Origin of the sequence: Rhizobium sp. Root1204, from assembly GCF_001424965.1 — a bacterium.
In the GTDB taxonomy this organism is placed as follows: Bacteria; Pseudomonadota; Alphaproteobacteria; order Rhizobiales; family Rhizobiaceae; genus Pararhizobium.
Window position 1 is genome coordinate 61,721 of sequence record NZ_LMCZ01000012.1, and the last position, 13,689, is coordinate 75,409.

General features: G+C 60.9%; 12 protein-coding genes. 8 read left to right on the forward strand and 4 right to left on the reverse strand.

The annotated features are described in order from the left end of the window. Positions 1-9: 9 nt before the first annotated feature. Positions 10-453: a MarR family transcriptional regulator gene (locus ASC96_RS13405; protein ID WP_060503554.1), complete on the reverse strand. Its 444-nt coding sequence runs from the start codon at positions 451-453 to the stop codon at positions 10-12. Between the two features lie 356 nt (positions 454-809). Between ASC96_RS13405 and ASC96_RS13410 the strand changes: the two genes are divergently transcribed. The 7 genes from ASC96_RS13410 (at position 810) to ASC96_RS13440 (ending at position 9,240) form a co-directional block, all read left to right on the forward strand. After that, positions 810-2,312, forward strand: coding sequence for a replicative DNA helicase (locus ASC96_RS13410; protein ID WP_060503555.1), 1,503 nt, complete (start codon positions 810-812; stop codon positions 2,310-2,312). Between the two features lie 134 nt (positions 2,313-2,446). Then, a complete protein-coding gene (locus ASC96_RS13415; RefSeq protein ID WP_060503556.1) occupies positions 2,447-3,094 on the forward strand; it encodes a TerC family protein in 648 nt (215 codons plus the stop codon). Positions 3,095-3,224: 130 nt separating this feature from the next. Continuing rightward, on the forward strand, positions 3,225-4,385 hold the full coding sequence (gene alr / locus ASC96_RS13420; RefSeq protein WP_060503557.1) for an alanine racemase: 1,161 nt from the start codon (positions 3,225-3,227) through the stop codon (positions 4,383-4,385). Positions 4,386-4,564: 179 nt separating this feature from the next. Then, entirely contained in the window at positions 4,565-5,968 is a 1,404-nt protein-coding gene (gene radA / locus ASC96_RS13425) for a DNA repair protein RadA (RefSeq protein ID WP_060503558.1), read from the forward strand. 143 nt (positions 5,969-6,111) lie between these two features. Further along, entirely contained in the window at positions 6,112-6,726 is a 615-nt protein-coding gene (locus tag ASC96_RS13430; RefSeq protein ID WP_060503559.1) for a CvpA family protein, read from the forward strand. A gap of 153 nt (positions 6,727-6,879) precedes the next feature. Further along, on the forward strand, positions 6,880-8,370 hold the full coding sequence (gene purF / locus ASC96_RS13435; protein ID WP_060503560.1) for an amidophosphoribosyltransferase: 1,491 nt from the start codon (positions 6,880-6,882) through the stop codon (positions 8,368-8,370). 129 nt (positions 8,371-8,499) lie between these two features. Continuing rightward, on the forward strand, positions 8,500-9,240 hold the full coding sequence (locus tag ASC96_RS13440) for an SDR family NAD(P)-dependent oxidoreductase (protein ID WP_060503561.1): 741 nt from the start codon (positions 8,500-8,502) through the stop codon (positions 9,238-9,240). An 88-nt stretch (positions 9,241-9,328) separates the two neighbouring features. Here ASC96_RS13440 and pssA read toward each other — a convergent pair whose 3' ends face one another. Beyond that, a complete protein-coding gene (pssA, locus tag ASC96_RS13445; protein WP_060503811.1) occupies positions 9,329-10,186 on the reverse strand; it encodes a CDP-diacylglycerol--serine O-phosphatidyltransferase in 858 nt (285 codons plus the stop codon). A 32-nt stretch (positions 10,187-10,218) separates the two neighbouring features. Further along, positions 10,219-10,917: a phosphatidylserine decarboxylase gene (locus ASC96_RS13450; RefSeq protein WP_060503562.1), complete on the reverse strand. Its 699-nt coding sequence runs from the start codon at positions 10,915-10,917 to the stop codon at positions 10,219-10,221. Between the two features lie 193 nt (positions 10,918-11,110). Between ASC96_RS13450 and ASC96_RS13455 the strand changes: the two genes are divergently transcribed. After that, complete coding sequence (locus ASC96_RS13455) at positions 11,111-11,758, forward strand: VOC family protein (protein WP_060503563.1); 648 nt, start codon at positions 11,111-11,113, stop codon at positions 11,756-11,758. Between the two features lie 3 nt (positions 11,759-11,761). Here the strand turns inward: ASC96_RS13455 and ASC96_RS13460 are convergent, their stop codons facing one another. Next, positions 11,762-13,648: an ABC transporter ATP-binding protein/permease gene (locus tag ASC96_RS13460; RefSeq protein WP_060503564.1), complete on the reverse strand. Its 1,887-nt coding sequence runs from the start codon at positions 13,646-13,648 to the stop codon at positions 11,762-11,764. Between the last annotated feature and the right edge of the window lie 41 nt (positions 13,649-13,689).

Below are 13,689 nucleotides of genomic sequence, written 5' to 3' on the forward strand. Positions count from 1 at the left end.
ATGTGCAGCTCAGTTCCGGCCGATGGCAAGAATATTGCCATTCATCAGGCTGACCACCTGCAAAGCTGTCGCCTTGTCCCGCGCATCGACACCGCCCAGCACCTGTTCACGGATTTCGCAGGCGAGCTTGTCGATTTCGTCGGCGATGCCGCGGCCGTGGGCTGTCATGTGGATCTGCTTGGCACGTCTATCGCTCGCCTCGACCCGCCGCTCGATGAACCCCTGCTTCTCCATACCATCGAGCAGGCGCACGATCGTCGGCGTCTCGATGCCGAGCTCGTCGGCCAGTTCGCGCTGATTGAGGCCATCGCGCTTCGACAGGGCAAACAGGGCTCTGGCACGCGACAGCGTCAGCCCCCGCTCCTTCACCCGCGCATCAAACAGCGCCCGCAGCTTGCGGTTCACCGAAGCCAGCGCATCGAAGAGTTCGCGATTGACGGCGGAGTTCAACATTTCGTACCTTTTTCATATTAGTAGCATACTACTTATTTTAGTCCTACTTAATCGATCGAGGTCCGTCTTTCAAGCTGTTGATCCCGTCTCAGGTAAAAACCGTGTGAACTGCAATGGATCGGGGTAAGACACCGCAACCTACTGCCGGACGCCGATTCGAAAGGAATCCGGTCAACAGGAAATAGCGCTATCGACAGATTTTTCGAGTTCGCCCATAAGCCCCTGTGAACAACGGTGACGGCTGGCCGCTACTGCCACTGTGGCGGCCACTGTTGCAGCCAGGTCATTGACGCTTGGCAGCAAGCCGCTCAAACCGGTGGCACACCAAAAATGACGAAAGACAAAGGCGGAACGCCATGAATGAAGCAGCGCGGAGAATTGTACCCATGACGAAAGATCAGGGCGACACAGCCTATCGCGAAGCGCCAAACAATCTTGAGGCGGAACAGGCGTTGCTGGGCGCTATCCTGGTCAACAACGATGCCTTCTACCGCGTCTCGGACTTTCTGAAGCCCGTCCATCTTAACGAGCCCCTGCACCGTAAAATCTTCGAGGTCGCCGGCGACATCATCCGCATGGGCAAGACCGCCAATCCGGTGACGATCAAGACCTTTCTGAAGGCCGACGAGAAGGTCGGCGACATGACGGTGGCGCAGTATCTTGCCCGCCTCGCCTCGGAAGCCGTCTCGATCATCAACGCGGAGGACTATGGCCGGGCGATCTACGATCTGGCGCTGCGCCGCTCGCTGATCACCATCGGCGAGGACATGGTCAATATCGCCTATGACGCACCGCTCGACATGCCGCCGCAGAGCCAGATCGAAGATGCCGAACGCCGGCTGTTCGAACTTGCCGAAACCGGCCGCTACGACGGCGGCTTTCAGGCGTTCAACGATGCCGTGGCCCTGGCGATCGACATGGCCGGACAGGCCTTCGAGCGCGACGGCCATCTTTCCGGCATTTCCAGCGGCATCCTGTCGCTCGATGCCCGCATGGGCGGGTTGCAACGCTCCGACTTGATCGTTCTGGCCGGACGCCCGGGCATGGGCAAGACCTCGCTTGCCACCAACATCGCCTGGAACGTGGCGCATGCCTATGAACCGGAAGTCCAGGCAGACGGCTCCTTCAAGGCGAAGAATGGCGGCGTTGTCGGTTTCTACTCGCTCGAAATGTCCTCCGAACAGCTGGCCACGCGTATCATCTCCGAGCAGACCGACGTTTCGTCCTCAAAAATCCGGCGCGGTGATATTTCCGAAGCCGAGTTCGAGAAGCTGGTCGTCTTTTCCCAGACGATGCAGAAAACGCCGCTCTATATCGACCAGACCGGTGGTATCTCGATCGCCCAGCTATCGGCCCGCGCCCGCCGCCTGAAGCGCCAGCGCGGCCTCGATTGCCTGGTGGTGGACTATATCCAGCTGATGACCGGCTCGGGAAAGTCCGGCGAAAACCGCGTGCAGGAAATCACCCAGATCACCACGGGCCTGAAGGCGCTCGGCAAGGAACTGAACGTGCCGATCATCGCGCTGTCGCAGCTGTCCCGTCAGGTGGAAAGCCGCGAAGACAAGCGCCCGCAGCTCTCCGACCTGCGTGAATCCGGCTCGATCGAGCAGGACGCCGACGTCGTGCTGTTCGTGTTCCGCGAAGAATATTACGTGAAGAACCTTGAACCGCGCGACGAGTTCGACCCGAAATACGAAGAGTGGAAACAGAAGTTCGAATCGGTCAAGGGCACGGCGGACGTGATCATCGCCAAGCAGCGTCACGGGCCGACCGGCACGGTCAAGCTCGCCTTCCAGTCGGAATTCACCCGCTTCACCGATCTGGCAGATCCGTCCTTCACCCAATACGAGGAACCGTGACCCGCGAAAAATGACCCTTCCCCCGGCAACGGCCGCTGGCCGTGTTGCAAATATCCAGACTTGCGGTTAAGCGGGAAGAAATTTAGCAAAGCCTTCGCAGCCCTTGGCCGCGAAGGGCAGTCTGGAGAAATCAGTTGACGGAAGCTATTATCGCGCTGCTGCAGGTGCTTGCGATCGATCTCGTTCTCGCAGGCGACAATGCCATTGTCATCGGTCTTGCGGCAGCCGGTCTTCCCAAGGAACAGCGTGGCAAGGCGATCCTAATCGGCATCGCTGCAGCCACAGTCCTGCGTATCATCTTCGCCCTTCTCGCCACCCAGCTTCTACAGATTCTCGGTCTTCTGCTCGTCGGCGGCATCCTGCTTCTGTGGGTCTGCTGGAAGATGTGGCGCGAGCTGCGGACGTCCGCGAAGGAGGAAAACGAGGGCCTGGAGACGCTGACCGGCGAAGACATGGACAAGAGCGGCACAGTCGGCAACGGCGCGCCGCGCAAGACGCTGAAGCAGGCCGCAATCCAGATCGTCATCGCTGACGTTTCCATGTCGCTCGATAACGTGCTGGCCGTGGCCGGTGCCGCGCGCGAGCATCCGAACATCCTCATCCTCGGCCTTGCGGTATCCGTCGCGCTGATGGGCATTGCCGCATCCTACATCGCCAAGCTTTTGCACCGCTTCCCCTGGGTTTCCTATCTTGGCCTTGCCATCATCCTCTTCGTCGCGCTGAAGATGATCTACGAAGGCTTCATGGAAGTCGAACCGCTGATCACATCATCGCTGATGTAATCCGGCGGGCGAAACGTCGCCCTTTCCGTGATCGCAACCGTTGCGATCGCGGGCCACACAACGCACGGTGCCGGCCGATGCATGGTGCTGACGATTGCAGCCGCCCCGATCTGGCTGTATCTCTCTTGCCATGGCCAATTTGCACACTCCCCCCTTCGCCGATCCCGCCTTTGAGGCTGCGTCCAACCGTCTGACCATCGATCTCGGTGCGCTCGCCAGCAACTGGCGCCATATGGACAAATTGTCCGGCAAGGCGCGGGCCGCGGCGGTGCTGAAAGCCAATGCCTATGGGATCGGCATCGAACCTGCGGCAAGCACGCTCTATGCCGCAGGTGCCCGGGATTTCTTCGTCGCCAGTGTCGAGGAAGGCGTGGCGCTTCGCCCGATCGTTCCGGATGGCCGCATCCATATTCTTGCCGGTATGTGGCCGGGCAACGAGCAGCTATTCTTCGACAATGGTCTAGTGCCAATCATCAATTCCGAGGAGCAACTGGCCTTCTTCATGTCGGTGCTGTCGGAGCGCGGCGATCATCCTTGCGTCCTACACATCGATACCGGCATGAACCGCCTGGGGCTGACGCTGGACGAAGCACTGGCACTTGCCGGTGATCCGGCTCGCCCCGCGAGCTTCTCGCCCATTCTGGTCATGAGCCATCTCGCCTGCGCCGACGATCAGGCGCATCCGCTCAACCGCCGGCAACTCGAATCATTCCGCGCGGTTACGGCCGCTTTCGAAGGCGTCGAATCAAGCCTTGCCAATTCGGCAGGCATTCATCTGGGACCAGATTTCCATTTCGACATGACCCGCCCGGGCATTGCTACCTATGGCGGCGAAGCCGTCAATGACGTGAAAAATCCGATGAAACCGGTGGTGACGGCCGAGGCGCGCATCCTGCAGATCCGCCGTGTACGGACCGGCGACACGGCAAGCTATGGCGGCTCGGCCCAGTTTTCCCGCGACAGCCGGGTGGCGATCGTCGCCATCGGCTATGCCGACGGCTATCACCGCTCGGTCTCCGGCGGCGGCGTCACCCTGCGCCAGGCGACACCATCGGGTGCCTACGGCTTCCTGCACGGACAGAAGGTGCCGCATCTCGGCCGCGTCACCATGGATCTCAGCCTGTTCGACATCACTGATTTTGCTGACAATGCCGTTCGACCCGGCGACTATATCGAACTGTTCGGCAATCATGTCGCCATCGATGACGTTGCCCGCGCCGGTGGCACGATCGGCTACGAGATGCTGACGAGCCTCGGGAGCCGGTATGAGCGGGCGTATATCGAGGCCTGATAGCTTTTCGAGATTGCGGCTTGGAATCGGGAAAGTGATGTTATAGATTGGAACAAAAGGAGATCATCGCTATTTTTGCAACCTGACCTCCCGCCGCCCCATCCTCGCGTTTCACCTGTCCGCATCCTTCACGGCCGCCAGGACATGACCTCCGAAGACTTCCCCGAAAGCGAAATTTGATGGCGAAAGCCCGGACACAATTCATCTGCCAGAACTGCGGAACCGTTCACGCCCGGTGGGTGGGGAAATGCGAAGGCTGCAACCAGTGGAACACGATCGTCGAGGAAGACCCGATGGGCGGAATCGGCGGCGGGCCTGGCCGGACGCCGAAGAAGGGCCGTCCCGTTGCGCTCACCACGCTATCGGGCGAGATCGAGGATGCACCGCGCATTCAGACGGGGATTTCCGAGCTTGACCGGGCAACCGGCGGCGGGTTCGTGCGCGGTTCGGCCGTGCTGATCGGCGGTGATCCCGGCATCGGCAAATCGACGGTGCTGATGCAGGCGGCCGCGGCTCTCTCGCGGCGCGGTCACAGGATCATCTATGTCTCGGGCGAAGAGGCCGTGGCGCAGGTGCGGCTCCGGGCACAACGGCTGGGGGCTGCCGATACCGAGGTACTTCTGGCTGCCGAAACCAACGTCGAGGATATCCTTGCCACACTCGGCGAAGGTAAGCGGCCGGACCTCGCCATCATCGATTCGATCCAGACGCTTTGGAGCGACACGGCCGATTCGGCACCCGGCACGGTGACGCAGGTGCGCACCGGCGTTCAGGCGATGATCCGTTTTGCCAAGCAGACGGGGGCCGCCATCGTTCTGGTCGGCCACGTCACCAAGGAAGGCCAGATCGCCGGTCCGCGCGTCGTCGAACATATGGTCGATGCTGTACTCTATTTCGAAGGCGACCGCGGCCATCACTACCGCATCCTGCGCACCGTCAAGAATCGTTTTGGCCCGACCGACGAGATCGGCGTGTTCGAGATGTCCGACAAGGGACTGCGCGAAGTCACCAATCCGTCCGAACTGTTTCTCGGCGAGCGTAACGCGAAATCGCCGGGTGCTGCGGTCTTCGCCGGCATGGAGGGGACACGGCCCGTGCTGGTCGAAGTCCAGGCGCTGGTGGCGCCAACATCGCTTGGAACGCCGCGCCGCGCCGTCGTCGGCTGGGATTCGGCACGGCTGTCGATGATCCTTGCGGTGCTCGAGGCCCATTGCGGGGTACGACTCGGTCAGCACGACGTTTATCTCAATATTGCCGGTGGATACCGGATTTCGGAGCCCGCGGCAGACCTTGCGGTCGCTTCCGCATTGGTTTCCTCGCTTGCCGGTCTTGCCCTTCCCTCCGATTGCGTCTATTTCGGCGAAGTCAGTCTGTCCGGGGCCATCCGGCCGGTTGCGCATACCGCCCAGCGCCTTAAAGAAGCCGAAAAACTCGGCTTTTCACAGGCCGTCCTGCCTTCCGCCTCCGCCGACCTGCCCAAGGGCAACGGCATGAGTTGCGCGGAGATGGAAAGCTTGCCGGATCTGGTGGCGCGCATTGCCGGCTCGAAGGGAGCCCTGAAGCAGGCGGATAATGATGATTGAGGAAATTGCCGCTTAAAAATGGCGAATTCCGGTGAAAACAGTGTTCAATCATGGACCATCGAAAGACGCCCCTCGCGTCATCATATATGGTTCGCGAAAAATCAGCGTGGGGCCGTCTCAAGGCGGTTTCGGAGTAGGACAATATGCCCATTACAATTCTCGACGGTATCGTTCTCGGCGTCGCGCTCTTCTCGGCCATTCTGGCGATGGTTCGCGGTTTTTCCCGGGAAGTTCTGTCGGTCGCAAGCTGGGTCGGCGCTGCAGCTGCCGCCTATTTTCTCTACCCATATCTCCTGCCTTACGCCAAGAACTACACCAGCAGCGATACAGTCGCGATGATCGGCTCGGCCGGCGTCGTCTTTCTCGTCGCGCTGATCATCGTCTCCTTCATCACCATGCGGATCGCCGATTTCATCATCGACAGCCGCATCGGGGCGCTGGACCGGACACTCGGCTTTCTCTTTGGCGCGGCGCGTGGCGTCCTGCTGGTCGTCGTCGCCATGCTGTTCTTCAACTGGCTGGTCGCCCCGCAGCAGCAGCCGGTCTGGGTCACAACCGCAAAATCCAAGCCGCTGCTCGACAATCTCGGCGGCAAGCTGATCGCGCTCCTGCCTGAAAATGCCGATGCCACCATTCTCGACCGCCTGCGCGGTAAGGACACGACCGGCGAAGGCGAAAACGAGGCCCCTGCTGGCGCGACCACTCAGCCCCCGGCCGAAGAAACGCCCGCCACCAACGGCGCAGCTACCAACGGCTAAGGCCGGATGCTAAAATGAGAGCCCGCTCCGGCGGGCTCTGTGCATTTTGCAATGATGATATGCGAAACCCTCAAGTCATGACGGCTTGAAGGCCGCAAGACCCGATACGATATGCCAAACGCGTTCCAGCCGTTAACACAAAGGCCAACAGCGATGACCCATTTGCGAGCCGCAGAAATTCACGATGAGATCGACGGCGACACGCTGCATGAAGAATGCGGCGTGTTCGGCATTCTGGGACACCCGGATGCCGCGACGCTGACGGCGCTCGGGCTGCACGCCCTGCAGCATCGCGGCCAGGAAGCCGCCGGTATCGTCACCTTCGACGGCAAGCAGTTCCATACCGAAAAGCGCATGGGCTTGGTCGGCGACCACTATACCGACCCCGCAGTTCTCGCAAAGCTGCCCGGCTCGATTGCCATCGGCCATACGCGCTATTCGACCACGGGCGAAGTGGCACTGCGCAACGTGCAGCCGCTGTTTGCCGAACTCGAAGTCGGTGGTATCGCCATTGCCCATAACGGCAACTTCACCAACGGCCTGACGCTGCGCCGCCAGATCATCGCCACCGGCGCCATCTGTCAGTCGACATCGGATACCGAAGTCGTGCTTCATCTCATCGCCCGCTCGCGCCACACCTCGACAGCCGACCGCTTCATCGATGCCATCCGCCAGATGGAAGGCGGTTATTCGATGGTGGCCATGACCCGCACCAAGCTGATCGCGGCCCGCGACCCCACCGGCATCCGGCCGCTGGTGATGGGCGAACTCGACGGCAAGCCGATCTTCTGCTCGGAAACCTGCGCACTCGACATTATCGGTGCGAAGTACATCCGCGACGTCGAGAACGGCGAAGTGATCATCTGCGAGATCCAGGCCGATGGCTCGATCCAGATCGATGCGCGCAAGCCCGTCAATCCGCAGCCGGAGCGGCTCTGCCTGTTCGAATATGTTTATTTTGCCCGTCCCGATTCCGTGGTCGGCGGCCGTAGCGTCTATGTGGCCCGCAAGAACATGGGCATCAACCTTGCCAAGGAATCGCCGGTCGAGGCCGATGTCGTCGTCCCGGTGCCGGATGGCGGTACGCCCGCAGCGCTCGGCTATGCCCAGCAGAGCGGCATTCCGTTCGAATACGGCATCATCCGCAACCACTATGTCGGCCGTACCTTTATCGAGCCGACGCAGCAAATCCGCGCCTTCGGTGTCAAGCTGAAGCATTCGGCCAACCGCGCGATGATCGAAGGCAAGCGTGTCGTGCTCGTCGATGATTCGATCGTGCGTGGCACAACCTCGCTGAAGATCGTCCAGATGATCCGGGATGCCGGCGCAACCGAAGTTCACATCCGCGTTGCCAGCCCGATGATTTTCTTCCCGGATTTCTACGGCATCGACACGCCGAATGCCGAAAAGCTGCTCGCCAACCAGTACAACGACATCAAGGCGATGGCGAAATTCATCGGCGCCGATTCGCTGGAGTTCCTGACGATCGATGGCTTGTATCGCGCCGTCGGCGGCGAGGACCGCAACAATGCCCGGCCGCAGTTTACCGATCACTATTTCACCGGCGACTATCCGACACGGTTGCTCGACAAGAATGGTGAAGCCGTAAGCCCCAAGCTTTCCATGCTTGCCAGCAATGGCTGATCCCCTTCCTTGAGCCCGAAAGGGCTTGAGGATCGCGCTTGTTCCCTCAACATCCGGTTCCCGGCTTGCGCGGGAAGCAGGACGTGTGGCACAGCAAGCCCGCATCAATGAATTCGGAGCCACCCAGACATGATCGATCTCAAAGGCCGCATTGCCTTGGTCACCGGCGCATCGCGCGGTATCGGCTATTTCACCGCACTTGAACTGGCGAAAGCCGGCGCACAGGTCATCGCCTGCGCCCGCACGGTCGGCGGCCTGGAAGATCTCGATGACGCAATCAAGTCCGCGGGCGGCCTGCCCGCAACGCTGGTTCCTTTCGACCTTGCAGATATGGCAGCGATCGACAAGCTCGGCGGCGCCATCAACGAACGCTGGGGCAAGCTCGACATTCTCGTCGCCAATGCAGGCGTGCTTGGCGTCATCTCGCCGGTCGGCCATGTCGAGGCCAAGGTGTTTGAAAAGGTGATGACCGTCAACGTCACGGCCACCTGGCGGCTGATCCGGTCCGTTGATCCGCTGCTGCAGCAGTCCGATGCCGGACGCGCGCTGGTCCTGTCGTCAAGCGCCGCCCATAAGTGCAAGCCCTTCTGGGGACCCTACTCCGCCTCCAAGGCCGCCGTCGAAGCGCTGGCCCGCACCTGGGCCGGGGAAACGCAGCGCCTGCCCTTGCGCATCCTCTCGGTCGATCCCGGCGCCACCCGCACTGCCATGCGGGCACAGGCCATTCCAGGCGAAGACCCGTCGACTGTACCGCATCCGTCCGAGGTGGCCGCAAAGTTGCTGCCGCTGGTTGGTCCGGATCAGACGGAGACCGGCAAGCTCTTCATCGTCCGCGAAAACCGCATCGCCGACTACCGCCTGCCGGATTGAGATTCTTCGCAGCTGCGTGAACGCCGGCACAAAAAAGCCGCCCGCAACAACGTTGCCGGCGGCATTTTCTATGAACTCAATGTCATGTCTAAGTCTTGTCGCCCGGCAGGCCATCTTCTCCGGGCTGCGAATGATCGGGGTGACCCGGCCATTTGCTGCCATATTTGCGGTGCCAGGCGCGCGCGCCGAACGGTAGCGTCAGCAGATAGCCGACGGCGGTAATGGCCATCGTTTCCCACGTAAAGCTCATCAGCGTTGCGACATAGAGCACAACAACCAGAATGACCGGGAGAACCAGATCGCGACGGACGCGGTTTTCCGACTTGCCCGACCAGACCGGCAGACGGCTGACGAGCAGGAATGCAATGAGGGCGGTGTAGGCGGACGAAATCAGGCCCAGCACGCGGTCCGTCTCGACGCCCAGCAGCCCAAGATAGACGGGCAGCAAAACCAGCATGGCTCCGGCCGGGGCCGGCACGCCGACGAAATACTCCGACTGCCATTTGGCCTTGATGTCGCGCTCGGCCATGACGTTGAAACGGGCCAGACGAAGACCGGCGGCGATGACGTAGATCAGCGCTGCGATCCAGCCAAACGACCGTGCCTGATCAAGCACATAGGCATAGAGGACGAGCGCCGGCGCGACGCCGAAATTGACGATGTCGGCGAGCGAATCCATCTGCACGCCGAACTTCGACGTTGCCTTCAAGAGACGGGCGACGCGCCCGTCGATACCATCGAGGAAGGCTGCGACCAGCACCATGGCAACGGCAAGCTCGAAGCGGCCTTCGAAGGCGAGACGAATGCCGGAAAGCCCGGCACAGATGGCAAGCACCGTAATCAGGTTGGGCACGAGCAGCCGCAACGGAATTTCTCGAAGGCGCGGGCCACGGGCCTCGTCGTCGTTCGGACCGTGCGGGTCAAAGGGCGGAAAGGGCGTTTCCATGATCTGCTCCTGTTTCGCTTTCGCCTCTTGCATCAACCGCGACGGCTGATGACCGGTCCCTTGGCAGAGCCGAATTCCGCCAGAACGGTTTCACCGGCAATGGCCGTCTGGCCAAGGCTGACGCGGGGCTCGGCACCTTCCGGCAGGAAGACATCGAGGCGCGAGCCAAAGCGGATGAGGCCGAACCGTTCGCCCACCTGCAGCGTGTCGTTCGGGGCCGACCAGCACATGATGCGCCGGGCAACAAGGCCGGCAATCTGGACGACACCGATGTCGCCATGCGTGGTTTCGATGACGAGGCCGTTGCGCTCGTTCTCGTGGCTCGCCTTGTCGAGTTCGGCATTGACGAATTTACCGGCCCGGTAGGCGATCCGGCTGATCTTGCCGCGCATCGGCGCACGGTTCACATGGCAATTGAAGACATTCATGAACACGGTGATGCGCAGCATCGGCACCGTTCCAAGGCCAAGCTCTTCCGGCGGCGTCATCATCGCGATCGACGAGACGCGGCCATCGGCCGGGCTGATCACCAGATCGTCGTCGAGCGGCGTCATACGCTCGGGATCGCGGAAGAAATACGCGCACCAGGCTGTCAGGATGAAGCCGACCCACATCAGTGGCTCCCAGAGGAAACCGAGAACCAGCGAAACAACGAAGAAACCGGCAATAAAGCGATAACCTTCCTTGTGCACCGGAACCAGTGTGTTGCGCACTGTGTTGATCAAGCTCATCTTACGGCATCTCCTGCAAATTTAACGCCATCGACCTAACCTGAAAACATGGCGGGAGCAATGCGGGGCGGTTGCTTTGCAGCCATGTTGACAATCTACGTGCGACGAAAGAAAATCTCCTTGTTGCTGTAGGGCGCATCGGCAGGAGCCGAAGGGGCTAAGCCCACCTACGACAGAAACCGTAGTTGCGCCCATGCCAAACATCGAAAACCTGAAGAAGCAGGCCAAGCGATATCTGCGCTGGCATCGTGAACGGCACCATCCCGTGGCGGCGGTCATTCGCGCCACCCTGCCCCGTTTCAGGCATCTCGCTGACCGCGACGTACTGGATGCACCGTTCTCGCTGGCCGATGCACAGGAGCTTGTTGCCCGCCAGAATGGATTTGAGCGATGGGAGGCGCTGACGACAGGAACCCACGCCATGAACAATCCCACCGGGACAATCTCTGAACGTCCCTATCTCAGCGGGACAGAGGCGGTTCTCTATGTCTCCGACTTCGCCGCATCCCTCAGTTTCTTCACCGGAAAACTCGGCTTTGCCGTCGATTTCTCCTATGGTGATCCGCCATTCTTCGGCATCGTTAAACGAGACAAGGCGCGGCTTTGCCTTCGGCTTGTTTCAGAGCCTGTGTTCGTGGGCGATATCCGCCAGCGTGAGGAACTGCTGTCGGCGGCGATAACGCTCGACAGCGCCGCTGATATCAAGGCACTCTTCCTTGAGTATCAGGCGGCCGGGATTACCTTTCAGCAGACATTGAAGACACAGCCCTGGGGCGCACGGACTTTCATCGTGCTTGATCCGAACGGCAACCTGATCCTGTTTGCAGGACCGGGCGACTGACGCTCAGACCGCTGCCGGGCCACGAACGATGACGCCGAGATCGTCGCTCTCGCGCACCTTCTTGAGTGTCTCTTCCGCCTGCGTTGCCTCACGCTGACGGTTCCACATCGAGGCGTAGAGACCGTCTCGGTCGATCAGTTCGCCATGGGTGCCTCGCTCGGCGATGCCGCCGTCCTTCAGGACGATGATCTCATCGGCATGGATGACGGTGGACAGCCGGTGAGCGATCACCAGCGTCGTGCGGTTCTGCGAGACGATGTCGAGGGCCGTCTGGATTTCCTGCTCGGTGCGGGTATCGAGCGCCGAGGTTGCCTCGTCGAGAATCAGGATCGGTGGACTTTTCAAAACGGTGCGGGCGATCGCCACGCGCTGTTTCTCGCCGCCAGACAGCTTCAGGCCGCGCTCACCGACCATGGCGCCATAGCCTTCCGGCAGGCTCTTGATGAAACCGCCGATCTGGGCGATGTCGGCTGCCGCCTCGACCTCCGCTTGTGTGGCGGAGATGCGGCCGTAGCGGATATTGTAGGCAATGGTGTCATTGAACAGCACGGTATCCTGCGGCACCATGCCGATGACGGCGCGCAGGCTCTTCTGCTTCACGTCGCGCACGTCCTGACCATCGATGGTGATCGAACCGTCCTGCACGTCGTAGAACCGGTAGAGCAGCCGCGACAAGGTTGATTTTCCGGCACCCGAGGGACCGACGACGGCGACCGTCTTTCCGGCCGGCACCTCGAAAGAGATGCCCTTGAGGATCGGCCGGGCCGGATCATAGGCGAAATGCACATCCTTGAAGGCGATGGCGCCCTTGTCGATCGCCAGTTCCTTGGCATCCGGGCTATCGACGACCTCTGCCTCGACTTCCAGCAGGTCGAACATCTGCTCGATATCCGTCAGGCCCTGACGGATTTCGCGGTAGACGAAGCCGATGAAATTGAGCGGAATGGAAAGCTGCATCAGCATGGCGTTGATGAAGACGAAATCGCCGAGCGACTGTTCGCCGCGCTGCACCGCCAGGGCGGACATTACCATCATCACCGCGGTGCCTGCGCCGAAAATCACCGCCTGGCCGAAGTTCAGCCAGCCAAGCGACGTCCAGACCTGCGTCGCCGAACGCTCGTAGCGCTCCATCGACTGATCGAAGCGCTGGGCTTCCATCTGCTCGTTGCCGAAATACTTTACGGTTTCGAAGTTCAACAGAGAATCGATCGCCTTGGTGTTGGCGTCGGTATCGCTGTCGTTCATCGAGCGGCGGATCGCAATACGCCAGTCGCTGGCCTTGATGGTGAACCAGATATAGAGGGCGACGGTGACGGCCGTGACCAGCAGGTAGCTGAACCCGTACCCCCACCAGAAGATCACCGCCGTCATCAGGAACTCGATTAGCGTCGGCACCGTGTTGAGGATGGTGAAGCGGACGATCGTTTCTATGCCCTTGGTGCCGCGCTCGATGATGCGCGACAGGCCGCCGGTGCGCCGCTCCAGATGGAAGCGCAGCGACAGCTGATGCATGTGGACGAAGGTGCGATAGGCAAGCTGGCGCACCGCATGCTGGCCGACACTGGCAAACAGCGCATCGCGCAGCTGGTTGAGACCAGCCTGCAACAGGCGGGCAAGATTATAAGCCAGCACCAGCATGACGGCACCGGTGAAGACCGCCGGCAGGACGCCGACAATATCGGTCTTGCCGTTAAGCGCATCGGTCGCCCATTTGAAAAAATAGGGAACAAGCAGCAGCACGACCTTGGCGACCAGCAGGATCACGGTCGCCCAGACGACCCGCATCTTCAGATCGGTGCGGTCACTCGGCCACATATAGGGCCAGAGATTGATGATCGTCTGCAGCGGATTACCCGAATCCGCCGATACCGTTTTCTTTTGCGCTGCCACGTCCTGTCCCGCCTTCGTTCACCCACCGCACGTCACATGCG